The organism is Paenibacillus sp. FSL E2-8871, assembly GCF_038000345.1.
GTDB lineage: Bacteria > Bacillota > Bacilli > Paenibacillales > Paenibacillaceae > Paenibacillus_AQ.
Genome location: NZ_JBBOBV010000001.1, coordinates 2,419,736 through 2,443,885, shown reverse-complemented (window position 1 = coordinate 2,443,885; position 24,150 = coordinate 2,419,736). Strand labels below are relative to the sequence as shown.

Annotated in this window: 21 protein-coding genes; 16 read left to right on the top strand and 5 right to left on the bottom strand. The window is 44.5% G+C overall.

Going from position 1 to position 24,150, the window contains the following annotated elements; genetic code table 11:
- The first annotated feature begins 55 nt into the window (after nt 1-55).
- The 14 genes from dinG to NYE25_RS11155 all read left to right on the top strand — a co-directional run bounded on the left by dinG (nt 56) and on the right by NYE25_RS11155 (nt 15,438).
- A complete protein-coding gene (gene dinG / locus NYE25_RS11220) occupies nt 56-2,917 on the top strand; it encodes an ATP-dependent DNA helicase DinG (protein WP_042190117.1) in 2,862 nt (953 codons plus the stop codon).
- Between the two features lie 131 nt (nt 2,918-3,048).
- On the top strand, nt 3,049-3,702 hold the full coding sequence (locus NYE25_RS11215; RefSeq protein ID WP_076284581.1) for a redox-sensing transcriptional repressor Rex: 654 nt from the start codon (nt 3,049-3,051) through the stop codon (nt 3,700-3,702).
- Nucleotides 3,689-4,990, top strand: coding sequence for an amidohydrolase (locus tag NYE25_RS11210; protein ID WP_341145936.1), 1,302 nt, complete (start codon nt 3,689-3,691; stop codon nt 4,988-4,990). Before NYE25_RS11215 ends, NYE25_RS11210 begins: the two co-directional genes overlap by 14 nt.
- Before the next feature lie 169 nt (nt 4,991-5,159).
- A complete protein-coding gene (locus NYE25_RS11205) occupies nt 5,160-5,678 on the top strand; it encodes a cell wall elongation regulator TseB-like domain-containing protein (protein WP_076284583.1) in 519 nt (172 codons plus the stop codon).
- Nucleotides 5,679-6,086: 408 nt separating this feature from the next.
- Nucleotides 6,087-6,629, top strand: a complete 543-nt coding sequence (locus NYE25_RS11200; RefSeq protein ID WP_042190109.1) for a hypothetical protein — start codon at nt 6,087-6,089, stop codon at nt 6,627-6,629.
- The gene (locus tag NYE25_RS11195; RefSeq protein ID WP_076284584.1) at nt 6,622-8,124 is read left to right on the top strand and encodes an AAA family ATPase; all 1,503 of its coding nucleotides are present in this window, start codon (nt 6,622-6,624) and stop codon (nt 8,122-8,124) included. The genes NYE25_RS11200 and NYE25_RS11195 overlap by 8 nt, the downstream gene beginning before the upstream one ends.
- 133 nt (nt 8,125-8,257) lie before the next feature.
- Entirely contained in the window at nt 8,258-9,130 is an 873-nt protein-coding gene (locus tag NYE25_RS11190) for a 3-hydroxyacyl-CoA dehydrogenase family protein (protein WP_042129488.1), read from the top strand.
- Entirely contained in the window at nt 9,127-10,335 is a 1,209-nt protein-coding gene (locus NYE25_RS11185; RefSeq protein ID WP_042190106.1) for an acetate/propionate family kinase, read from the top strand. The genes NYE25_RS11190 and NYE25_RS11185 overlap by 4 nt, the downstream gene beginning before the upstream one ends.
- A gap of 21 nt (nt 10,336-10,356) precedes the next feature.
- Nucleotides 10,357-11,655, top strand: a complete 1,299-nt coding sequence (gene asnS / locus NYE25_RS11180) for an asparagine--tRNA ligase (protein WP_036676308.1) — start codon at nt 10,357-10,359, stop codon at nt 11,653-11,655.
- Nucleotides 11,656-11,681: 26 nt separating this feature from the next.
- On the top strand, nt 11,682-12,434 hold the full coding sequence (locus tag NYE25_RS11175; RefSeq protein ID WP_341145935.1) for a DnaD domain-containing protein: 753 nt from the start codon (nt 11,682-11,684) through the stop codon (nt 12,432-12,434).
- A gap of 42 nt (nt 12,435-12,476) precedes the next feature.
- A complete protein-coding gene (locus NYE25_RS11170) occupies nt 12,477-13,112 on the top strand; it encodes an RNA polymerase sigma factor (protein WP_256721643.1) in 636 nt (211 codons plus the stop codon).
- Nucleotides 13,109-13,594, top strand: a complete 486-nt coding sequence (locus NYE25_RS11165) for a hypothetical protein (RefSeq protein ID WP_341145934.1) — start codon at nt 13,109-13,111, stop codon at nt 13,592-13,594. The genes NYE25_RS11170 and NYE25_RS11165 overlap by 4 nt, the downstream gene beginning before the upstream one ends.
- 18 nt (nt 13,595-13,612) lie before the next feature.
- Complete coding sequence (locus tag NYE25_RS11160) at nt 13,613-14,716, top strand: hypothetical protein (RefSeq protein WP_341145933.1); 1,104 nt, start codon at nt 13,613-13,615, stop codon at nt 14,714-14,716.
- Nucleotides 14,713-15,438, top strand: coding sequence for a hypothetical protein (locus NYE25_RS11155; protein WP_341145932.1), 726 nt, complete (start codon nt 14,713-14,715; stop codon nt 15,436-15,438). The genes NYE25_RS11160 and NYE25_RS11155 overlap by 4 nt, the downstream gene beginning before the upstream one ends.
- A 68-nt stretch (nt 15,439-15,506) precedes the next feature.
- On the opposite strand, the gene proC is transcribed toward NYE25_RS11155, so the two are convergent.
- The 5 genes from proC to NYE25_RS11130 form a co-directional block, all read right to left on the bottom strand.
- The gene (gene proC, locus NYE25_RS11150; protein WP_076284587.1) at nt 15,507-16,376 is read right to left on the bottom strand and encodes a pyrroline-5-carboxylate reductase; all 870 of its coding nucleotides are present in this window, start codon (nt 16,374-16,376) and stop codon (nt 15,507-15,509) included.
- A 50-nt stretch (nt 16,377-16,426) separates the two neighbouring features.
- Entirely contained in the window at nt 16,427-17,674 is a 1,248-nt protein-coding gene (locus NYE25_RS11145; protein ID WP_076299592.1) for a glutamate-5-semialdehyde dehydrogenase, read from the bottom strand.
- A gap of 35 nt (nt 17,675-17,709) precedes the next feature.
- A complete protein-coding gene (proB, locus tag NYE25_RS11140; RefSeq protein ID WP_042190091.1) occupies nt 17,710-18,813 on the bottom strand; it encodes a glutamate 5-kinase in 1,104 nt (367 codons plus the stop codon).
- A 535-nt stretch (nt 18,814-19,348) separates the two neighbouring features.
- Nucleotides 19,349-20,260, bottom strand: a complete 912-nt coding sequence (locus NYE25_RS11135) for a LysR family transcriptional regulator (RefSeq protein ID WP_076284590.1) — start codon at nt 20,258-20,260, stop codon at nt 19,349-19,351.
- Nucleotides 20,261-20,449: 189 nt separating this feature from the next.
- Nucleotides 20,450-21,799, bottom strand: a complete 1,350-nt coding sequence (locus NYE25_RS11130; RefSeq protein WP_340971511.1) for an FAD-binding oxidoreductase — start codon at nt 21,797-21,799, stop codon at nt 20,450-20,452.
- Nucleotides 21,800-22,056: 257 nt separating this feature from the next.
- Between NYE25_RS11130 and leuC the strand changes: the two genes are divergently transcribed.
- Complete coding sequence (gene leuC / locus NYE25_RS11125; RefSeq protein WP_341145931.1) at nt 22,057-23,481, top strand: 3-isopropylmalate dehydratase large subunit; 1,425 nt, start codon at nt 22,057-22,059, stop codon at nt 23,479-23,481.
- Between the two features lie 29 nt (nt 23,482-23,510).
- A complete protein-coding gene (gene leuD / locus NYE25_RS11120; RefSeq protein ID WP_042190082.1) occupies nt 23,511-24,113 on the top strand; it encodes a 3-isopropylmalate dehydratase small subunit in 603 nt (200 codons plus the stop codon).
- Nucleotides 24,114-24,150 lie beyond the last annotated feature (37 nt).

The following is a 24,150-nucleotide window of genomic DNA, read 5'->3' as shown; positions in this document are numbered from 1 at the left end:
TCGCAACTTCTGTTATGCTGATTAAGAGTCTCAATTGAAAGGGAATAGAATTATAATGAAATTTGCCGTGCTTGATTTCGAAACAACGGGAACCCAATCCGTGGGTGAAATTATCCAGGTTGGCCTTGCAATTATAGAAGAAGACCGGTCCATCTCCCGGGTATATGGTTCCTACGTCAAGCCCGGAACGCCGATACCTCCTTTTATAACTGGTCTAACGGGGATTACCGACGATGATGTAAAGGATGCACCTGAGCTGGATGAGATGATGATGGAGCTTGTCCCACTCTTGGATGATGTTGTGCTTGTAGGGCATAATGTCGCATTCGACTTCCATTTTTTGCAAAATGCTTTAGACCGATGTGGGTATTTACCATTTCAAGGGCGGATTTTAGATACGATTGATTTTCTGAAAATCTGCTTTCCTTCCCTCACATCCTATCAACTAGGATCAGTTAGTGCACATTTTGGAGTGACGCATGATCGTCCGCATCAGGCAGACAGTGATGCACTCGCAACTGCTCTTGTATTGCTGAAATGTCTGGAGGAGCTCTACGATTTGCCTCTGCTGACGATTCAGAGACTCTGTGAGCTGTTTACGGAAGAGGATAGTGATCTGGGTTGGTATTTTGATGGTCTGCTGCGTGAACGGGAAGCGGAGACGCTTCAGCCCGAAGGTGATCTGACTTTCTATCGTCAATTAGCGCTTGCTGTAGGAGACTGGAATGAATTAGCTCCACCTCGAGACGAGCATGCTGAGAATCCACTACACAATTTATCTTTTACAGATTATATGGATGAAGTAACGAAACGACTTAAAGAAACTTTGCCACAGTATGAAAGCCGAGAAGCTCAGGATATTATGATCAATGAGGTGATGACGGCACTTGCCGAAGACAAGCATCTATTGATCGAAGCAGGGACAGGAACCGGTAAATCCCTTGGTTATTTATTGCCTGCCATATACCAAAGCGTACGCACTAATGAAAAAGTCATGGTCAGCACTCATACTATTAATCTGCAGGATCAATTGCGTGAGCGTGATATTCCTTTGTTAACGCAGGTAGTTCCTTTTCCATTTAAAGCTGCAATTTTTAAGGGCAGAGGGCATTATTTGTGTCTTCGTAAGTTCGAACATAAAATTAATAAAAAAGACTTTATAAGTCCGAGGGAAGATGCGCTTACTGCGGCTCAGATGATCGTTTGGCTGACACAAAGTGAATCAGGAGATGACGAAGAGCTCAATCTAAGTGGACGTGGCGGAGATTTTTGGGAGACGGTGGCAAGCGATACCGATTCTTGTCTGGGTCGCTCGTGTCCTTGGTTCCGTAAGTGTTATTATCATCGGGCTAAGCATGAAGCTGGTATTGCAGACGTGGTCATTACGAACCACTCTAAGCTTTTCGCTGATGTTAAGGCTGGGCATCAACTACTTCCCGCTTATGAACATCTTGTAATAGATGAGGCCCATCATCTGGAGGACGTGGCTGGCAAGCATTTAGGCATGCATATGAAGCATTTCACGGTGGCACATACATTATCGCGTCTTTATAAGGATAGTCGAAATGGCCAACTTCCTACACTTCGCCAAATGCTTCAGTCATCAGGCAGTGAGGAAGCTTCTGAATGGAGCGGAGTGATCGATAGAATCTATCCGGACCTGCTTACCGTAAAAGAAACCTGGGATCTGCTTAGTGATAAACTATTCAGCCTCTTGCCGGAACGTAGCGATGCAGCGGCGGGAGAAGCCGGCCAGTTAGTCATGCGGCTACTTCCTACCCGTAAACCGAAAGATTGGGATGAATTGGTTGCTTTAGAGAATACTATGAATCTGACATTAAGCGAAATTATCCGTAAAGGTGATAAAATGCTTAATGAGATGCGAGATCAAGAAGGTCAATCTTCCTCAGATAGTCTAGTTACCGATATTAGCGGCTTATTTAAGGATTTAGCTTCTATACGTGAGCAAGTACGGTTTTTTATGGGATTAAATGATGAGAATGTAGTATATTGGCTGGAGGCGAATGGAAATTATCGCAGTAAATCGCTACAGCTGTATGCCGTTCCTGTTGATGTTAGTACTCAGCTTAAGGAGCTGTTTTTCGACAAGAAGAAAAGTATCGTGCTAACTTCGGCGACACTCTCTGTCGATAAATCTTTCCAGTTTATGATTGATAATCTCGGACTTAATGAAGCTGCGGAAGAGGGGCGTCTGATGACATCACTCCTGCCTTCTCCCTTTAAGTATCGGGAGCAGGCGCTGTTAGTTATTCCGCGGGATTTCCCTAGTGTGAAGGGGAGTGTAGGCGATGCCCGATTTGTCGATACACTCGTACAGTCACTAGCAGAAGCAGCTATTACAACACGTGGGCGGATGCTTGTCCTGTTTACTTCTTACAAGATGCTACGCCAGGTTTACGATCCTCTGAAAGAGGCTCTAGCCTCACAAGAGATCACGGTGCTAGGTCAAGGCGTGGAGGGGGGCAGCCGTAGCAAGCTGATCCGCCGTTTTCAGGACAGTGCAGCTTCTGTACTATTAGGAACAAGCAGCTTTTGGGAGGGTGTAGATATTCCAGGTGAAGCATTAACATGCTTGGCCATCGTGAGGCTCCCATTTCAACCGCCAAACCACCCTCTAGCGGAAGCGAAGTCTGAGTTATTACAAGCCCAGAAAAAGAATCCGTTCATGAAGTTGTCTGTTCCTCAGGCGGTTATTCGCTTCAAGCAAGGATTTGGGAGGCTGGTACGGACAGCGCAAGATCGGGGTATTGTTATTGTGTATGACACAAGGGTGATAGAATCTCACTATGGGAAGTATTTCCTCTATTCGTTGCCTGGCCCGAAAATGGAGCATATGCTTACGGATCAAATGGTTCCTCGTATAGCGGAGTGGTTGGAAGACGGAGGCGTTTCTTGAAAAGAACGTCATCGATCTTATTAATCACTCTACAAGGAAGGGCGGTATAAGAATACCGCTCTTCCTTGAGACGAGGTGCAGATATTTCGATAGGATTTGAACAGAATATCACTTAAATTAGGAGGTAAATTATGAAATCGGATAAAATATCAGAAGCCGTTGTTCGCAGACTTCCTGTGTACTTGCGTTTCTTGAATGATCTCCAGAAACGTGAAATATTAACCGTTTCCTCACAAGAACTAGGACAAAAACTTGATTTAAATCCTGCTCAAATTCGTAAAGATTTAGCTTATTTTGGAGACTTTGGTAGAAAAGGTATCGGGTATGACGTAACTTATCTTATTGAAAAAATCCGTCATATTCTGAAGCTGGATCAACAATTGAATGTGGCTTTAGTAGGTGCTGGTAACCTTGGACATGCATTATCTAATTACAATGCTTATCTGAAAGATACTATGAAGATTACCGCTATATTTGACTCCTATGCACCTAAGGTAGGGCGGAAAATCAACTCTCTTACCGTTCAACCGATGGAGGAGCTTGGTCAGACGGTTCGTGAGCAAGGTATTCGAATTGGGATAATTACTGTGCCTGATTCAGAAGCGCAGAATGTAGCAGATATTCTCATTGAGTCTGGCATTGAGGCGATTTTGAATTTTGCACCAGTGATTCTAAAAACACCATCGAATATCCGTGTTCATGCTGCCGATTTTACAACGGATTTGCAAAGCCTTGCTTATTATTTGAAAGACGGAAAGGAAGAAAGCGGAAATGAAGAGCAGTAAAACGATTATTAAGGGCGGGCGTTTTCTTATTCCGGGAACGGATGAGCCGGTTCTGAGCGGATACATGACTATTGAAGATGATTTGATCACTTACATAGGAAAAGAAGAGCCTTTAATGGAAGATGATGTGCAAGTTGTTGATGGCAGTCGTCTGCTGTTTATGCCAGGTCTGGTAAACACACATGGCCATGCCGCAATGTCATTGCTTCGTGGTTATGGAGATGATTTAGCACTTCAGGTGTGGCTTCAAGAGAAGATGTGGCCAATGGAAGCGAAATTCACTGGAGAAGATGTATACTGGGGAACCTCCTTGTCGGTACTGGAAATGCTAAAAGGTGGTACTACAACCTTCTTGGATATGTATGATCATATGGACCGAGTAGCAGAGGTGGTCGAATTATCAGGCATCCGTTCCGTACTGATGAGAGGCGTAATCGGATTATGCCCAGAGGAAGTACAAAATCACAAGCTTGCGGAAGCGATTTCTTTTGCACGAAATTGGCATGGTAAGGCTGGCGGCAGAATTACGACGATGATCTCGCCACACGCCCCATATACTTGCCCACCGGACTTCTTTGTTAAGTTTGTACAAGCGGCACATGATTTGGATTTACCGATGCATACCCATATGTCCGAGACCAAACGCGAAGTGGAGCAGAATGTGGTGGATTACGGACTTCGGCCTGTAGCGCATTTAGAGAAGCTTGGAATGTTCACTCGTCCGTCTATTGTTGCTCATGGCGTTCATTTGAATGATGAAGAGATCGAGATACTGGCTCGTCATGATGTAGGCGTGTCTCATAACCCAGGAAGTAATCTGAAACTGGCTAGTGGAGTGGCTCGGGTTACGGATCTTCTAAAGGCTGGTGTGAAGGTGTCACTGGGTACAGATGGTGCGGCAAGCAATAATAACCTGGATATGTTTGAAGAGATGCGTCTTGCAGCCCTCATCCATAAAGGTGTAAGTGGTGATCCGACGGCTGTTCCAGCTCCGGAAGCGCTGCGTATAGCTACAGAGTATGGCGCAAAGTCTATCTTTTTAAATGATGTGGGTAGACTCGCTGTTGGCAAGAAAGCGGACTTTATCGCGATTGATATAGACCAGCCGCATATGCTACCACACACAGATCTGTTGTCTCATGCTGTATACTCTGCCAGCGCCAAGGACGTTGAGCATGTATGGGTGAATGGTAAACAGGTTGTAAAACATGGAGAATGTGTAACGCTAGATGAGGAAGCAATCCGTCGTAAGGCGCAAGAATCATTTGATGGACTGCTTAAACGATAGTCTAAGATCATAACGAATAACTGAAAGGCTGTGACTTTCTGCGATTGCAAAGTTACAGCCTTTTGTGTTTCTGATAATTAGATCATTGAATTGGATATGAAACTTTGGATAAACACACAGGTGTGTTATATAATCAAAAAAGATATATTACTAGAAAGGGAGCTGTACCTTGAAGAAAAGGAAAAAATGGATCCTCCTGGGGTCAGTTCTGATTCTGCTCCTTCTGTTCGGACTTATCCAGTTCTATGCTTATATTATGAAAGATCAATGGAACGAGCGAGATATCGCTAAGGATGTCGCTAAAACCAGTGCTGGTCTGACAGAGGTAACCAAAGCGCAGAAATCCGTGTGGGATGATAATGCGGTGTACTGGGTCTTAACAGGGAAGAATGAAGCCGGGACCGAGTTGATGGTTTGGGTACGTTTTACTGTAGATGGGAAGTTTGCTGAAGGAACCGACGCAGTATATGCTGAAGAACTAAGTAAAGGGACCTCTGAAGCGAAAATGCGTAGCCTTATAAAAGCCGATCTTCCGGACATCAGCATTGAGCGGTTGTTGCCAGGAGTATATAACGGGGAGTATGCTTGGCAGCTTTTTTATAAACAAAGCGGTCGATATTATTATCAATTTTATCGGTTCTCAGATGGGGCTCGAATGGGTGAAGGTTACAGTTTACCTAGCCGCTAAATTAAACAAAAGCATTATAGGAGAAACAAGCGGACCATTTATGGTTCGCTTGTTTTTTAAAATGACATATTATTTGATATACTATAAGTACACGAATTGTGATATACTATAAGAGTAGATTTTATATATTGGGATTTAAAGATTCATACGAAAAAAGGTCTGTTATTTAAGAGTAACAGCCCTTTTTTTGTCGAATTAAATCAATAAATTAAATAAAATGGAAATAATTAAAAAATAAAATTTTAAATATCTTCACACTTTTTTTCAATATAGTATATACACCTGTGATATACTACTGTTTGTAATTAGAACAGTGTTAGTAGAACGTCAGGCTCTGATGAGCTCTTAGCAGCTATGACTTTGGATCATTCTGTTTACATTTTTTCATCTTTGAGAGGAGGACGTTTCTTGAAATTACGTCTTGTACCTGTACTGATAACGTCTCTACTGTCGGCTATGCTATTATTCGGAGGATTCTTTTTATATCGTCAGTTTGCTTTACAGGAACCGCTCCAAAAGATTGTAACCGGATTTGAGGGAGTAAATACTTCACATATTAGTATTAACCGCGATGAGGTCACTTTGAAACTTGATTTGCAGCCGGGCACGAATTTACGTGATCTAGTATCGTATGTATCCAAAGAAGGAAAATCAGTGATTGAAGGACGTAAACTTAAACTCGATGTGGAGCAAAATTCAAGTGAACTATTGGATGATTACTGGGATAAAGCGATGTTCTCTGTAGCTGAAGCCATGGAGAGCCGTAAATATACGATTATACCTACAGAACTTGATAGATTGAAACAGCAAAATACGGAATTTAAAGATGTGATAGCATCTACTGATATCGACGACAACAATGTGTACGTAAGCTTGAGTAATGGAAAAGAAAGCAAATTTATTATTTTGCCGCGAAAACCTGCGACCTTGGGGGTATGGAATAATGCCTAAGTACCTTAAAGAAATTTTACTCGGATTTATTCCTGTGCTGTTTATTTTCATGGCTTTTTTAGGTATTAATATATTCCCGATTGTTATAGCAGCTGGAATGCTTACTGCATTACTTATAATTGCTCATTTGCGTGGCGGGCTTACGGTGAACGCTGGTGCGGGGAAGAAACGCCAGAAGGAAGGGCCTTCAAAGCTCACTTTTGAAGAAATTGGTGGGCAAGACAATGCGAAGCAAGAGCTTCGTGAGGCACTCGATTTTTTGATCCGGCACGAGGAGATTAGTAAATTTGGGATTCGTCCTTTGAAAGGGATTCTGCTCACTGGCCCTCCAGGAACAGGTAAGACCCTTATGGCCAGAGCAGCAGCGCATTATACAAACTCCGTATTCGTAGCTGCATCAGGTAGTGAATTTGTAGAAATGTATGTTGGTGTCGGGGCTGGTCGGATCCGCGATTTGTTCAAGGATGCTCGTAACCGTGCTGTTAAGGAGAACAAACAAAGTGCCATTATTTTTATTGATGAAATTGACGTAATTGGCGGTAAGCGCGAAGGCGGTCAGCAACGTGAATATGATCAGACCTTAAATCAGCTATTGACCGAGATGGATGGTATTTATAATAACGAAACTCCGCGTATTTTGCTGGTAGCTGCAACAAACCGGAAAGAAATGCTTGATTCAGCATTGTTACGTCCTGGACGCTTCGACCGTCATATTCAAGTGGACATGCCTGACAAAAAGGGCCGCAAATCGATTCTCGAATTGCATGCGAAGAATAAGCCTCTTCATACAGAGGTGAGTCTCGACAAAATCGCTGAAGAAGCCTATGGCTTTTCCGGTGCTCAGCTTGAAAGTGTCATGAATGAGGCTGCGATTTATATGATGCGTGAGGACTTGACGAAAGTGGAGCAGCGGCATCTGTCGATGGCGATTGACAAGGTAATGATGGGTGAAAAAACGGATAGAGAAACAAATCATGAAGAGAAAAAGAGAGTCGCCATTCATGAATTGGGACATGCCATCATGGCAGAGCTCCTTCGTCCCGGAAGCGTTAGTCAGGTTACGCTGACTCCGCGTGGGCAAGCCCTTGGTTATGTGCGACATAATCCTCAGCAAGAGCAGTATTTGTACACCAAAGATTATCTCGAAGATCAGATTATGATTGCACTTGGTGGAGCAGCTGCTGAAGAAATGTATTATGGTGGACGAAGCACAGGTTCACGCGGTGATTTCGATCAGGCGCTGAATATTGTGGAAACGATGATGAAGTCAGGTTTAACTTCGCTGGGTATCGCTAAGCTGGAAATGGTTACCACTGAAGAACTTATGAAGGAAAATAGTAAGATATTGGATGAGTTGATGACGCGCACTCGTGAGCACCTTGAAAAGCAACGAAATGTATTTGATTACTCTCTTGACATTTTAATGAAGGAAGAAGTACTCTCTGGAGAGCAATTTCGATGTCAATTTCGTGACAGCGTCCTTTTACCAGCATAAATATTTATGCTGGTTATTTTTTTTTACTTTTCAGGCATGCTAAGATATCATTATATGTCGGGCTTTATAAATTTTTGCGACAGACAAGGTACAATACAAAAGTATAGATACCTGAAAGGATGGAGACTTTTTTATGAATTTCAAAAAAATAGGTGTCATCGGCGGTGGCACAATGGGACAAGGTATTGCTGAAATGTTAGCAGCCAAAGGCCTGGATGTATTACTAGTGGAGAAAACCGCGGAGAAACTGGACTACTCTTACGAAATGATCGAGACAAGTCTAGATAAGCAACTGGAGAAATGGGCGATCACTCAAGCTGAGAAGAAGCTGATTCTTAGCCGCATTCAAAAAGTGACACATTTCGCGGAGCTCAGCTCTTGTGACATGGTTATCGAAACCATTGTTGAGGATTTGGAAGAAAAGAAAAAGATTTTGAATCAATTGGATCAAGTATGCCCGAACCACATTATTCTTGCCAGCAATACATCAACACTTAGCTTGACTGAACTTGCAAGTTCTACGATGTATCCGGAACGCGTGATCGGAATGCATTTCATATATCCTGTAGCTAAAGTGGATCTTGTAGAAATCGTACGTGGTCTGAAAACTTCAGATGCTACTTTTGAAGATACAAAATCCTTTGTTGATGAGATTGTTGAGAAAAAAGGTGTAATGATTTATGAATCCCCAGGATTTGTAACATCACGCCTCATTTGCTTGTTTATCAATGAAGCTATGCATGTGCTGCAAGAAGGCGTTGCCTCCGCACAGGATATTGACGATGCTATGCGTATTGGTTATCAATTCCAATATGGACCACTTGAAATGGCTGACAGATTTGGCCTGGATTCGGTACTTGCGGCACTCGAAAATATGTTCCGTGAATACGGAGAACTGAAATACCGTCCTTCTACAATTCTTAAGAAGATGGTACGTGCAGGACAACTAGGTATGAAATCAGGAGAAGGCTTCTTCAAGTACGACAAGGATGGTGACCGTGTATGAATATTTTAGTTATTAACTCAGGTAGTTCTTCTTTGAAATATCAGCTGTATAACATGACCGATGAATCGGTTTTGGCTAAGGGTTTGGTTGAACGTATCGGGATGGATTCCTCCATTCTGAATCATAAACCTACTGGCAAAGCGGAAGTGACAGAAGTAAGCGAAATTCTGGAACATAATACTGCGATCCGCAAAGTCCTTGCTTGTCTTACAGACAAAGAGCATGGTGTAATTGAATCTATTAAAGAAATTGATGCTGTAGGTCACCGCGTAGTGCATGGTGGAGAGTTCTTCAAATCCTCCGCACTTGTGGATGCTGACGCAAAAACGAAAATTCGTCAATTGTTTGACCTTGCACCACTGCATAACCCAGCAGCAATGATGGGGATTACGGCTTCTGAAGTAAATATGCCAGGTGTACCGCAGGTTGTTGTATTCGATACTGCATTCCACCAAACCATGCCTGAAAAAGCTTATATGTACGCTATTCCTAGAGTATTGTACAATAAATATAAAGTTCGTCGTTATGGCGCACACGGTACATCACACGACTTCGTAAGCAAGGCTGCTGCGGAGTACTTAGAGCGTCCACTGGAAGATCTGAAGATCATTACTTGTCATATCGGTAACGGCGGTAGTGTAACTGCAGTTCAAGGTGGAGTGTCCGTGGATACTTCCATGGGTATGACCCCTCTGGAAGGTTTGATGATGGGTACTCGCAGTGGTGATCTTGACCCAGCAATTGTCCCTTACGTGATGAACAAGGAAGAATTGTCCGTAGGCGAAGTTAACTCCATGTTGAATAAACATAGTGGCCTCTTAGCAATTTCGGGCGTAAGCAGTGACATGCGCGATATTATTGATGGTATGGAAAAAGGTGAGCCTAATTCCACACTAGCTTTTGAAATGTATGAGTACCGCTTGCGCAAGTATATCGGTTCATATACGGCTGCTATGAACGGTGTAGATGCGATCGTATTTACTGCCGGTGTTGGTGAAAATGCTTCATTGCTTCGTGAGAAACTGCTAAATAACCTTACGTTCCTGGGTATTGAGTTGGATGCTGAAGCTAACAAAGTTCGTTCCGGCGATCCACGTCGTATCTCTACGGAAGATTCCAAGGTACAAGTGCTAGTAGTTCCGACAAACGAAGAACTTGTCATTGCACGTGATACACACCGTATTGTGCAAGGAATTAACGGCTAAATTAGAGGAGAGATTGAAGGCATGGCTAACAAGAGTGTAATTAAGAACGTGAATGAACATGTTGGAGAGAGTGTTGTTATCGGTTGTTGGGTAAACAACAAGCGCTCCAGTGGTAAAATTCAGTTCCTGCAGCTTCGCGATGGTACAGGTTATATTCAGGGAGTTGTAGTGAAATCAGAAGTGCCTGAAGAGGTATGGGATGCAGCTAAGAGCCTCACACAGGAAAGCTCTTTGTATGTGACCGGAATTATCCGCGAGGAACCTCGCAGTCAATCTGGTTTTGAAATGACTGTAACTGGAATTGAAGTCCTGCATCTTACAGAGAATTATCCAATTACTCCGAAAGAGCATGGCGTAGATTTCTTGATGGATCACCGTCACCTCTGGCTGCGTGCCTCGAAGCAGCGGGCTGTTCTGGTAATTCGTGCGGAAATTATTCGTGCAATCCAACAGTTCTTCAACGAGAGTGGATTTACAAAGGTGGATCCTCCGATTCTGACGCCAACGTCAGCAGAAGGAACTACTAACTTGTTCCACACGAAGTACTTCGATGAGGACGCCTATCTAACACAAAGCGGACAGTTGTACATGGAAGCTGCGGCAATGGCACTAGGCCGTGTATATTCCTTTGGACCAACTTTCCGTGCAGAGAAATCTAAGACTCGTCGCCACTTAATTGAGTTCTGGATGATCGAGCCAGAAATGGCCTTTACAGATCACGAAGAAAGCTTGAAGGTTCAGGAAGAATTTATTAGCTTCGTAGTGCAATCTGTATTGAAGAATTGCCGTGCGGAGTTGGAAGCGGTAGGTCGCGATATTTCCAAGCTGGAGAATATCAAAGCACCATTCCCACGCATTACTTATGACGATGCGATCAAGTTCTTGAACGATAAAGGCTTTGAAGATATTGCTTGGGGTGATGATTTCGGTGCACCTCATGAAACAGCAATCGCAGAAGCATACGATAAACCTGTATTTATTACTCACTACCCTGCTTCTTTCAAAGCGTTCTATATGAAGCCAGATCCAAACCGTCCGGAAGTCGTACTGTGTGCGGATATGATCGCTCCAGAAGGCTACGGAGAGATTATTGGTGGTTCACAGCGGATCGATGATCCTGCGCTGCTTGAAGAGCGTTACAAAGAGCATAATCTTTCGATGGACTCTTACAAATGGTACATGGATCTGCGTACTTACGGATCTGTACCTCACTCTGGATTTGGACTTGGACTTGAGCGTACTGTAGCTTGGATCTGTGGCCTTGACCATGTACGTGAGACTATTCCATTCCCACGTACACTGTACCGTCTCTACCCATAAGTTCTTATATTTGAAGGGGGACGTTCATGGACGGCAAAGGATGGAGTACCTGGGGCGAAGGCGTCTCCTTCGGTCTGGAGAACGGAATGGCCGTCATACCTTACGCATTACTGAAGTATTACCGGAAGCTGAATTTAAGCGGAAGTGAAGCTATGCTGCTGATACATCTGCTTTCTTTCAGGCAGGTGGAAGGGATTGACTTCCCTTCTCTTGAGGAGCTTCAGGTTGTAACTGGCCGTAGCATATCTGTACTAGCAGGAGAGTTGCAGAAGCTTATGAAGGAAGGTTTTATTAGCATCGATGGAGACAACGATGAGCTAAGAGACATCCATTATGAACGCTACAATTTCTCAGGGTTATACGGAAAGCTTGGTGCTTATCTAGCGACAGTTGTACAAGAGCATGAGCAAGATAAGCACGTAGGTGGCTATGCGACGTCGGCACCGCGGGCTGCTTCAGGGGGTGGATTCGGCGCAAAGCCCCCCTCATCTCCTTCTCAACTTGGGGCTGAAGAGCAAAGCCGAAATCTATTCAGTATTTTCGAAAAGGAATTCGGACGTCCGCTATCTCCAATGGAGTGTGAGACGATATCCAGTTGGGTGGATCAAGACCGGTATCCCGAGGAGCTGATTCTGTTAGCGCTGAAGGAATCTGTATTTGCAGGAAAGGTTCATTTCCGTTATATTGATCGAATATTGCTGGAATGGGCCCGCAACCGGGTCAAGAACGCTCAGGATGTTAAGAACTATACACAAAAATTCCGCAATGGCGGAAGATAGATTAGGAGAGAACCGCACTGCTTTAGCCCATCGCTAAAGTCAGTGCGGTTCTTTTTAATATTTTTATTAAAAAGTGCAGGGGTAGTTGTAATCGGGCGCGTCTATTGCTGTGGGAAGGAGGGGAGAGTCATTGAAGAAGAGGTATTAATCCAGCGGATTTGCCAAGGTAACGAGGATGCGTTCCGTCAATTTGTAAATACATACAGTCAGCAAATTTACAAAATTACTTATTCTGTATTACGCGATGTCAAAATGGCTGAAGATGCTGCTCAGGAAGCTTTTTTACAAATGTACAAATCTCTCCCTGACTACCGTTATCAAGGCTTAAAGTCATGGATTACACGGATTGCCTTAAATAAGGCAATTGATGCGAAACGTAAACGTGATCGACTTAGGGAACTTCCTGTTGACTATGAGCTTGTACTGAGCCAGACCGCTTCCAACGAAGAGGATGTGTTGTCAGGTGTTATACGCCGTGATCGGATGGATCGGCTGCTCGGTGAAATCAATAGCCTGCCTGAAACTCATCGTGAAATTATGGTGGCTTATTATCTGGAACATAAAAAATATGATCAGATTGCTGCAGAGCAGGGAATTTCCCTGAAGACGGTAGAGTCCAGATTGTATAGGGCGAGACAATGGATTCGAAATCATTGGAAGGAGGACGAATGGCTATGATGAAGCGTGGAGACGATCTAATCCAACGGGAACAAGCAAAAGCTTATATTGAAGGTCACATGGACGAGGCGATCAGAGAAGATTGGGAACAATTACTGCTGGAAGATGAAGAAACGTTTACTTCATACATGAAAATGTTGGATGAGCTACAGGAGGATCTGCCTTCATTGGAGAATTCGTCTGTTTTTACAGAGAAAGTTATGGGAGATTGGGCTAACCTGACGGAATCTTCTACAGCATTGGAACAAGTGACGGTTGAAGAAGGGGGGCGGCGATATCGCTGGTATGAAAAGACAATCTTTCATTATGCGGTTGCCGCGTCACTTACGCTGTTGATAATGTCATCTGGTATGTTTGATAAGCTGCACACAGGTCAAATGGAGCTAATGATCCCTAAAAAAGATAATTCCCTATCATTTAGCGAGCAAGTCATACAGGCAACTAGCGGATGGTTGGATCAGCTAATGGGCAGCAGAAAGTGATGAGAGGAGAAATGAAACATGCAACAGCAGCGTAGTAAATTAAAGGCTTTTTTTCTTAATTTGATTCCTGGAGCAGGTCATTATTATATGGGAAAACGCCCACAGGGAATTGTTTATCTTCTGTTAAGCTTTGGCATCTTATTTATGTCATTCTTAATAGCCGTGGCTGAAGGTGCCGAGGATATTCTATTAATGGGTGTGATAGGGTTCCTACTTATTGGGACGGTTTCGATGGTGCATCTGGTGGTTAAAATGCTGCAGATGCCTGCTCCGGCAATGACTCCAGATGGATCGAATTTTGATTTTTCTTCAATGCCCGTTAAGACAGACGATAATGAGCGTGTACATGTAATTTTATTATCGTTCATTCCAGGATTGGGTCATTTTCATATGGGGTTGATGCAGCGAGGATTGTCTTTCCTCATTTCTTTCTTCGGTTTCATGACCGTGATGTTATTCCTGGCAGGGATTACGTCAAGTGATGTTTTCCTTCTCCTGTTTGGCGTATTACCAGTGATTTGGTTATATTGTATGTTTGATGCGGTTCAGTTAATCCATCGCAAGCAAGCTGGTGAAGCGCTGGTTGATCGCACTTTATTCGAAGAGATGGAGGCTGGTCGTGAGGAAGGACGCCGTAGCAAAGTTTTGGCAACATTGCTTTCTGCTTTTCCGGGTGCCGGACAAATGTATCTAGGGCTGCAAAAAAGAGGATTACAGCTCATGTTACTATTCCTAGGAAGCATTTATGTCATGGACCTACTGCGGTTAACGCTACTCTTCTTCCTGATCCCAGTCATTTGGTTTTACAGTTTGTTCGATGGCTTACAGCTTGTCAGCCGACATGGACGTGAACCCTTGCAGGATAAGCCAGTCATAGAAGGATTTTTAAATCATCAAGGATGGCTTGGAGCTGCTCTGATGTGTCTAGGACTGTATTATATTGTAGTTAATGTCGCAGTTCCAGCGCTTGATATCAGATTTCCTGAATGGCGTTTGGAGTATAGAGTCAATGAATATTTCAGGACTATTATCGTATCTGTTTTATTGATTGGCGGTGGTTTGAAGCTGATGGCGGGAAGCAAGAACAATAAAGGGAGAAAAGGGACAGGTGGTCATTCTTGAATAATCCGACAGAATTACAGCAGGGAGTCATTGTTCCAAGTGAACGTCCAGTCACTGAAGATAAATCAAGACGCTGGCGTGTAGGAACGTTGTCGATGGGATTGAGCCTTTTATTTCTGGGAGCTCTAATTATGGTCTCGCAGTGGAGGGGCGCGGAGGTGTTCGAGACGACGTTAGCTTGGTGGCCGATCATTTTTATATTATTAGGATTAGAAATTGTAATATACACTTTATGGTTTCGTGGAAAAGGAAAAATGTATTATGATGTGCTAAGCGTTCTGTTTGTTGGGTTTATAGCTGTATGTTGTCTGGTTTTTGCAGCATTTAGTTCTTTAGGATTAACACAGGAATTTCGCCGTACCGTTTCAGCTGTGCAAGAAAGTTACGCATTGCCAGATTGGAAGGGAGCCGTTCCAGAGGGCGTTAGTACCATCATTATCCAAGCTGCAGAGCCTTATGGGATTAAAGTAGATCAAACGGGTGGAAACGAGCTGAATGTATTCGGGAGTTATTCTTCAAATAAAGGGAAGCTACAAGAAGCACAAGAGCAACAGCTGCTTCAAACTAAGCATGTTGGGAATACGCTATACATCATTTTAGGGGAAACTCCTAGAGATCTGCTATTCGATAATTCTAGGAACACGCTGGACGTGACTGTTGGGGCTCCGGCTAATGTTAAAGTGATTGTTCGAGATACTTATGGAAATGTTGTAACGGGCTAATCATGGCCTTAAATTGAAAAAAAAGATCGCTTCCTGACCAATGTGGTATGGGAAGCGATCTTTTTATTTTACGAATGCAGCTCTTTCTCAAGCGCAGCGCCCATTTCACGGGAACGTTCGGCACAGCGATTTACTGCCGCGATGACAGTTTCAAAAAATTCTCCCTGCTCGAGTACTTCTATCGCTGCTTGTGTAGAGCCATTCGGGGATGTGACCTTCTTACGAAGTGCAGCTGGATCCTCGCCCGTCTGTTGTACCATTCTAGCAGCGCCTAGCACTGTTTGAACAGTTAGCTGTGTGCTTTGTTCAAGCGGCAATCCGCCACGGATACCTGCGGCGATCATAGCTTCCATCATATAATAAATATAGGCAGGCCCACTGCCGGAGATACCCGTTAAGGTCTCCATGCGTTCTTCATCAATGACTGTTGTTAGTCCGACAGCTTCAAAGATGTTGAGTGCTAGGCGTCGTCCTTTCTCATCTACTTCTTTGGAAAAGGCTATGCCAGTGGCACCAAGACCTATGGAACTAGAAGTATTCGGCATAGTACGGACGATGGGTTGCTCTTTACCAAGCAGACCTTGCATCGTTCGAATGGACAGCCCAGCAATTACAGAGACTATGATCTGATCAGGTGAGAGAAGTGGGCTGAGTCCCCGAAGTGCTTTTGCAGCGTCTTTTGGTTTCATAGCCAACACGATTACTGGTGAGTTCCGTAGGTAATCTGTTTTTTGTTCAGGATCATTTGTACCGATTACACCGTAACGACTTCTTAGTTCTGCCAGACGTTCACTACTGCTACGGTTAAGCATAATAACATTATCGGATTTTACGATACTACGGCTAATCATCCCGCGAACGATGGCTTCTGCCATAGAGCCTGCGCCATAAAATACAATATTATGATTCATAAGTGGAATGGAAGGTTGCTGACACATGGCTCAAAATCCTCCTAAAAGTGGTGTAATTAATAACGGATGCATGGACACTAACCCCGAATTTGACCTGTTCCGTAAATCTTATATTTGGTTGAAGTAAGAGCAGGCAGACCCATCGGTCCACGGGCATGGAGTTTCTGTGTACTAATGCCGATCTCTGCACCAAATCCAAATTCAAAGCCGTCTGTGAAGCGGGTTGAAGCATTGTGGTAAACAGCTGCAGCATCAACCTCCTGTAAGAAGCGTGAAGCGTTATCCGGATCTTCAGTTACGATACATTCCGAGTGCTTCGTGCCATACTGGGCGATATGCTGCATAGCTTCGTCTAAATCGCTGACGATTTTGATATTCAAGATATAATCATTATATTCAGTAGCATAGTCCTCTAATGTTGCAGGTAATGCCCATGGGACAAAGGATAATGTTTCCTGGCAGCCACGTAATTCAACGTTAACATCACGGAAAACTTCGGCCAAAGAAAGCAGATACTCGTTTGCGTAATCCTTATGAACGAGTAGCGTCTCCATGGAATTGCAAACTGAAGGGCGCTGTGCTTTGGCATTCAGACTAATGTTCTGAGCCATTTCTGGCAAAGCGCTTGCGTCGAGATAAGTATGGCAGATGCCTGCACCCGTTTCAATGACGGGCACGGTTGCGTTAAGAACAACATTTTGAATCAGAGAACTTCCTCCGCGAGGGATAATCACGTCAAGTAGTCCGTTGAGCTTAAGCATTTCATCAACGGAGGAACGGTTGGGATCTTCGATCAACTGTAGCGCATTTTTCGGCATTGAAGTATTTGCTAGAGCGTTGTGAAGAACCTCGACAATTTGTCGGTTGGAGGACAGGGCGGAGGAGCCACCACGCAACACAACAGCGTTACCAGTCTTTAGACACAGACCAGCGGCATCAACAGTTACGTTTGGACGTGCTTCATAGATGATGCCGATGACACCGAGTGGAACACGGAGTTTCTGGATGTTGAGACCATTTGGACGTTCAATAGTTTCTAGCGTGTCACCAATTGGATCAGGTAATACAGCGATTTGTTGAAGTCCTTCTGCGATACTGTTAATTCGGCCTACATCTAACGCTAGTCGATCAAGCATGGACTCGGGAGTACCACTTAAGCGTCCGCGTTCCAGATCTTCCCGGTTGGCAGCAATGATGGCTGGAGCTTCACGACGCAGCGCATCAGCCATAACTAAGAGTGCTTCATTTTTTTGGCCGGTAGTTAGACTCGCTAATACTCCGGTGGTTTCCTTGGCTAATTTTGCTTTATTGACAACTTCACTCATGACGATTCCTCCTTAAATTTGTATGGGCAAAATTTTTACCTCAATGTAATCCATTCGTCACGGTGAATGACCTCCAGCCGGTGTACTTCTCCCAGCTTCGGTACAATCTGACGGCTGGGTAAGCCTTGAATACTGCGCAGCTGAGTGTCATCGTAATTCACAATCCCGCGTCCCAGTAATTTGGAGTCTGGTCCAAGGACTTCTACAACATCCCCAGCGTGAAAGTTACCTTCGATCTGCTTGACGCCGACAGGCAGCAGACTATGACCGCCATGAAGCAGCGCTTCAACGGCGCCTTCGTCAACGTACAGGGAGCCGAGTGGGGTGGACATAAAGCCAAGCCATTGCTTTTTAACAGGTAAAGAAGATAACTTGGTTGCAAAATAAGTACCTCGGCCCGAGCCTGTCGCTGCGAGTTGTAAATCCCCTGGTTCGGTAGCCCTCCCAACAAAGACGGGCACACCGCCTCGTGTAGCGATTTTGGCAGCATCGATTTTTGAACGCATGCCACCTGTCCCCACACTAGAGCCAGCTCCACCAGCAATAGCATAAATCTCCGGCGTAATATCATCAACGAACTGATAGCGAACAGCGTCGGGATGTTTCCGAGGATCTCCACTATATAAGCCATCCATGTCAGTTAAGACGAGCAATCTGGTGGCTTTCAGCAGGTTAGCTACCAGCGCGGACAAAGTATCGTTATCACCGAATTTTAACTCATCAACGGAGACGGTGTCATTCTCGTTAAATACGGGTACCGCTCCTAGGCGAAGCAGCTCTTCTACCGTCATCATAGCGTTGTTCATAGCTCTGCGACTGCAAAAGTCGGTACGGGTTAGTAGGATCTGTGCTGTGGTTATTCCATGCTCGGCAAAAGCTTCCTGATATGCCTGCATGAGCAGTACTTGGCCTACAGCTGCAGCTGCTTGCTTCTCATGCAGCAGCTTCGGACGTGTAGGATAACCGATACTGCGAAAGCCTGCGGCTACAGCACCGGAGGTTACTAATAACACCTCGCAGCCGTTTCTCTTCAATTCCGCAATCTCTGAAGCGAAGAAGGACACGGCTTCGCGATTCAATCCGCCTTCTGTTCCAGTCAGTGAGCTGCTGCCTATTTTGACTACGATTCGTGTCGTCATATCTGTTCACTTCCTCAGTATTTTTATAGATGCTGAAAACGACAAAAAGCCCCCATCCTTAGACTTAGCAAAGGACGAAAGCTTGTAAACTTCCGCGGTACCACCTTCATTGATGAGGGATCATCCGACTTCATTCTCGTAACGGGAGGATCCGTCCTGCTTAGCACAGGCCGCTCGGGGGTAGGATTCGGAACGAAAACCGCGGTAAATTCTTTCAGCCTGTCGGAATTTACTCTCTAGGCGCGGTTAGACTCATTCTTACTGGTCCCGTCTGCACGTTTCACTTATTTTCAATAGAATACCATGGAGATGGTTGCTTTGCAAAGGAAAAACGAAGGAACTATTTCTCGCATTAGAAAGCTTTGATTATTCTGTTTAAGCTCTAAGTAAGGGTATAATCTGTTACCAAGAGGTGGATTGAATTGACTAAAGACAACAATCCTGAGCAGGCGCAGAATCAAGATCTAAACGAAAAAGCGGCCAGTTAATGAAAGTGTGGCTCGGTGTCAGATGATCAGAGCGGCCTTCCAAGGGGCTATTCTTCGGTTAATTCAGATACCGTAGATTTAAATGTTTCTACAAAAGCCTTAGCGGCTTTAGATAAATAACGTCCGCGTCGATAGGCTACGACAAGTGTTCGGCTAGGGGCAGGATCAGTGAGCGGTAAGTAGACAGGGACGAATTCACTCCGCGGTGCACGGGCAATAAAATGAGGCACAAGAGTTACACCCATTCCAGTGGCGACCAGTGACTGAACTGTTTCCATGTTATTGCTCTCAAAAACAATTTTTGGTTCGAAGCCAGCGTTTCGGCACAGATCCATAGTCATTTTACGGAAGCCTTGGCCTTCTTTAAGTACGATAAATGGCTCGTCCTTTAGTTCTTCCAAAGAGGTCTTAGTTCCATCTAAGCTACGTTTAGCTAGCGGGTGTTCGGGTGGGACTGCAAGATCGATCCTTTCCTCACCCAGTTCTTCGTAAGCAAGTGCCGGAATTTCGAGCGGCAATGAGAGCAGGCTTAAATCAGTCTGACCACTCGCAGTGAGCTTCTCTAGGTTCATGGAGGAGTCTTCGAGCAGAGTGATTTCTACTTCCGGGTAATTTTGTTTAAAAACCGGAAGCACATGCGGCAGTAAATGTGCACCAGTGATCGGCATACTGCCTACAACGACGCGCCCGGTACGCAGTTCAGAAATATCAGACATTTCTTGTCGCAGCAGTTCTACGCCATCAATGATGATTTGAGCTTGCTCTACGAATTTAGATCCAGCATAGGTCAGTTCAACAGAGCTGGTATTTCGCTGGAACAGCATTACACCGAGCTCTTTTTCCAGCTTGGAAAGCTGCTGACTGAGTGATGGTTGGGCAATGTGCAGCTTGTCCGCTGCACGGGAGAAGTTTTTTTCGGCTGCGATTTGCAGTACATATTGTAGTTGTCTCAGTTCCATGTATAAACTCCTTTGGGAGATTGTTTTTACTTATAAGTATAAACTATGAAACTGAAGTTTTATATAGGTTCACATGTAAGTTCGTGCACGAACGCACTGACCGGCAAATAGGAAGGGGTGGATTACCAGTATTCGCTGGAGTCCTTTATGTTTGCCGGTCTAATTTCGATGCTACGCTATTACGTCTTACTATACTTTGCGGGCTGGAGAGATGCTTTGAGGGTTGTTAAATATATTTCCCGGGTCATATTTAGCTTTGACTCTCCGTAATCTAGGATAGTTCGCTCCATAATATACTGGTCCGGAATTTTTAATTCCCTGGTCTGGAACGTTGATGTAGCTCCCCACGATAAATGGCTGCAGCTTCCGGCGTGTATTTCGTACTACGAATATATTTCTGGCAGCTTCCGATTTCTTGATCCATGAGCTATTCCACTCAACATAGAATTTCGCTTTACGCCAGTAAAAGGCTGTAGATTTGGGTGACTTACGGCTCACAGCTCCACCCCAGTTGAGGAAAAAGAAACCTGCGAATTCTCCCTCCACTTTCTCTAAGAATTCACGCATGGACTTAATTGCCTTGTCCGGGAAGGGTTTTCTTACGAAACCGCTGGAGAACTGGTTGCTGACTCTTTGAGTTAGCACTGGATCAGGCGCTAACATAAAACTCACTACTTTTGTATAGGGCAAAGAGCGGATGATTTGATTCGTAGGCGTTCCAACGCTCGTAACGGGCTTTAAGAGGCGGGAAGCCTCTGCCTTTGATCCGAGGAACAGCCCCGTCATAGTGACATTACCGCCTTTTTTCGGACCAATGGATAATTCACTGCCCAGTTTGGTATTAACGCAAGGAGCCCAGAGTTGCCAAGCTTTGAATACCTTCTCGAACTGATCCCAAGGCCAGGTGATACGAAAAACGGTAGCCGAAGCTGGAGCAGGACGTACTTTGAATTTGTAACTGGTGTAAACTCCGAAATTCCCCCCGCCACCTCCGCGGGAAGCCCAGAGGAGATCAGAGTTACTATTCTTATTGGCACGAATAATTTTCCCTTTGGCATCAACCATTTCGAGTTCGATTAGATTATCACTAACAAGGCCCACGGTTCGCTGGAGCGGTCCGATACCCCCGCCTAGGGTGATGCCTCCGATTCCAACCGTAGGGCTATCACCGAATGGAGCCATATATCCTTGCCCAGCAAGCGTGTGTGCAATTCTCCCCACTGTATTTCCGGTACCCACAAAAACAGTTCCTGATTTTTTATTTAGTTTGATTTTCTTCATTTCACTTACATCGATGACAATTCCTCCGGTGACCTGTGAAAGATTAACCTCCAGAGAATGTCTACCGCTTCTTGCGCGGATGGGGACTTTATTCTCGTTAGCCCATTTTATGGCGTTCGCAACATCTTGTGTTTTTTGTGCGAAAACAAACACTTTCGGGAATTTGTCAGTATGCGGATCCCAATTCTTACGTGCCGTTTCATACCCTTGATCACCTTTGAAAATAACTCGCCCGGTAAGTCTCGTTCCTGACCTCAATTGTTCCAACTCCTTCTGCGCTAACAAATGCACTGCATTTCAACAACCAGGACCCGATATAGTATGAAGGGCATTCGTCTAAGGAGTGGGCTGACTAGGGTCTCAGCAAAAATATCATCTTCAATTTATAGGTTAAACCTATCACTTCTATAGATATCATATCTTGGAATTATAAAGATGGTGATGTTATATTTAGATCATTCAAGAGAGACTCCACGCTCTCTTCCAATGAACGATTCTATTAATGAGGTGAAATTATGAGCAACAAGACAATGTTTGAGAAGATTTGGGATAATCATGTTATTTATCAAGAGGAAGGTAAACCTAGCATTATTTATATCGATCTGCATTTGGTTCATGAAGTAACTTCTCCACAAGCTTTCGAAGGACTTCGCCTCAGTAACCGCAAGGTTCGCCGTCCTGAGCTGACTTTCGCTACAATGGATCACAACGTTCCTACCAAGGATCGTTTTAATATTAAAGATCCAATTTCCAAGCAGCAAATTGATACACTTTCTAAAAACTGTGCAGATTTTGGTGTTAGATTGTTCGACCTGAATGATATCGATCAAGGCGTTGTACACGTAATGGGACCTGAGATCGGCTTGACGCACCCTGGTAAAACTATCGTTTGCGGTGACAGCCATACCTCCACACATGGAGCATTTGGTGCGCTGGCTTTTGGTATCGGTACTAGTGAAGTTGAACATGTAATGGCTACCCAATGTTTGCAGCAATCCAAAGCTAAGACTATGGAAGTTCGTTTCACAGGTAAACGCAATCCTGGCGTAACAGCAAAGGATATGATCCTTGGTGTTATTGCTAAGTATGGTACTGATTTTGCAACAGGTTATGTAATTGAATACACAGGTGAAGCTATTCGTGAGCTGTCGATGGAAGAACGTATGACCGTCTGCAACATGTCGATCGAAGGTGGAGCAAGAGCAGGTTTGATCGCTCCTGACGAAACTACTTTTAACTATCTGCGTGGACGTCAATATGTGCCGCAAGGCGAAGCATATGACGCTGCTGTTGAAGGATGGAAGAGTCTTGTTAGTGACGAAGGTGCTCAGTATGATACGGTGGTTGAATTCGATGTGGAGACATTGATTCCACAAGTGACTTGGGGTACTAGCCCGGGCATGGGTACAGATATCAACTCTAGCGTGCCAAATCCGGCTGACTTTACCACTGAAAATGAACGCAAAGCTGCTGAAAAAGCGCTTGAATATATGGATTTGACTCCTGGAACTCCTATTTCTGAAATTCCAATTGATTATGTATTTATCGGTTCTTGTACTAACGGACGGATCGAAGATTTGAGAGCGGCAGCCGTGGTAGCAAAAGGCCATAAAGTCTCTGACAAGGTTACTGCCATTGTTGTTCCTGGATCTGGTCGTGTTAAAATGCAGGCTGAGAAGGAAGGGCTTGATAAAGTCTTTACTGACGCGGGCTTTGAATGGCGCGAAGCGGGATGCAGCATGTGCCTTGCGATGAACCCTGATGTACTGCAACCTGGGCAACGCTGTGCATCTACCTCGAACCGTAACTTTGAAGGACGTCAAGGTCGCGGTGGACGCACGCATCTGGTATCCCCAGCAATGGCTGCTGCAGCTGCGATAAAAGGCCGTTTCACTGATGTACGTGATTGGAATTATAAGACGGAAGCTGTCAGCTCATAGAACTAGAGAGAACACGGGAGGATAAAACTATGGATGCTTTTAAAAAATTAACAGGAATTGTTGCACCAGTAGATCGGGTGAATGTAGATACGGATGCTATTATCCCAAAGCAGTTCTTGAAACGGATTGAACGGACGGGATTTGGACAATTTTTGTTCTACGAATGGCGTTTTGATGAAGCTGGTAACGATAACGCTGCCTTTGAAATGAATAAGCCACGCTATAAAGGTGCTTCTGTCTTGATCTCACGTGCTAACTTTGGCTGTGGTTCCTCACGGGAACATGCACCTTGGGCGATTATGGATTATGGGTTCAGAGTTGTCATTGCACCTTCTTATGCAGATATCTTCTACAACAACTGCTTTAAGAATGGCATTTTGCCGATCAAGCTTTCGGAAGAGCAAGTGGATGAGCTGTTTAATCGGACAGCCGAGCATGATGGCTACCAATTGACCGTGGATCTTGAGAGCAATACACTTCACGATGAATTTGGACTGAGCATCAGCTTTGATCTGGATGAGCACCGTCGTCAGTTCTTGCTGCAAGGTCTGGATGATATCGGATTAACCCTTCAGCATGCAGATGAAATTGCTGCGTATGAAGAGCGTCATGCGGCTAAGTTATTCTCTTAATAATAGGATATAACTGGTTTCGTTCTTAACTTTTACA

Bases quoted from the DNA above. Each gene is read 5' to 3' on its own strand.
- leuC (WP_341145931.1), top strand. From the start codon at position 22,057: ATGAGCAACAAGACAATGTTTGAGAAGATTTGGGATAATCATGTTATT.
- dinG (WP_042190117.1), top strand. From the start codon at position 56: ATGAAATTTGCCGTGCTTGATTTCGAAACAACGGGAACCCAATCCGTG.
- proC (WP_076284587.1), bottom strand. From the start codon at position 16,376: ATGTGTCAGCAACCTTCCATTCCACTTATGAATCATAATATTGTATTT.
- NYE25_RS11185 (WP_042190106.1), top strand. From the start codon at position 9,127: ATGAATATTTTAGTTATTAACTCAGGTAGTTCTTCTTTGAAATATCAG.
- leuD (WP_042190082.1), top strand. From the start codon at position 23,511: ATGGATGCTTTTAAAAAATTAACAGGAATTGTTGCACCAGTAGATCGG.
- NYE25_RS11195 (WP_076284584.1), top strand. From the start codon at position 6,622: ATGCCTAAGTACCTTAAAGAAATTTTACTCGGATTTATTCCTGTGCTG.
- NYE25_RS11165 (WP_341145934.1), top strand. From the start codon at position 13,109: ATGATGAAGCGTGGAGACGATCTAATCCAACGGGAACAAGCAAAAGCT.
- asnS (WP_036676308.1), top strand. From the start codon at position 10,357: ATGGCTAACAAGAGTGTAATTAAGAACGTGAATGAACATGTTGGAGAG.
- NYE25_RS11160 (WP_341145933.1), top strand. From the start codon at position 13,613: ATGCAACAGCAGCGTAGTAAATTAAAGGCTTTTTTTCTTAATTTGATT.
- NYE25_RS11190 (WP_042129488.1), top strand. From the start codon at position 8,258: ATGAATTTCAAAAAAATAGGTGTCATCGGCGGTGGCACAATGGGACAA.
- NYE25_RS11210 (WP_341145936.1), top strand. From the start codon at position 3,689: ATGAAGAGCAGTAAAACGATTATTAAGGGCGGGCGTTTTCTTATTCCG.
- NYE25_RS11135 (WP_076284590.1), bottom strand. From the start codon at position 20,260: ATGGAACTGAGACAACTACAATATGTACTGCAAATCGCAGCCGAAAAA.
- NYE25_RS11145 (WP_076299592.1), bottom strand. From the start codon at position 17,674: ATGAGTGAAGTTGTCAATAAAGCAAAATTAGCCAAGGAAACCACCGGA.
- proB (WP_042190091.1), bottom strand. From the start codon at position 18,813: ATGACGACACGAATCGTAGTCAAAATAGGCAGCAGCTCACTGACTGGA.
- NYE25_RS11215 (WP_076284581.1), top strand. From the start codon at position 3,049: ATGAAATCGGATAAAATATCAGAAGCCGTTGTTCGCAGACTTCCTGTG.
- NYE25_RS11175 (WP_341145935.1), top strand. From the start codon at position 11,682: ATGGACGGCAAAGGATGGAGTACCTGGGGCGAAGGCGTCTCCTTCGGT.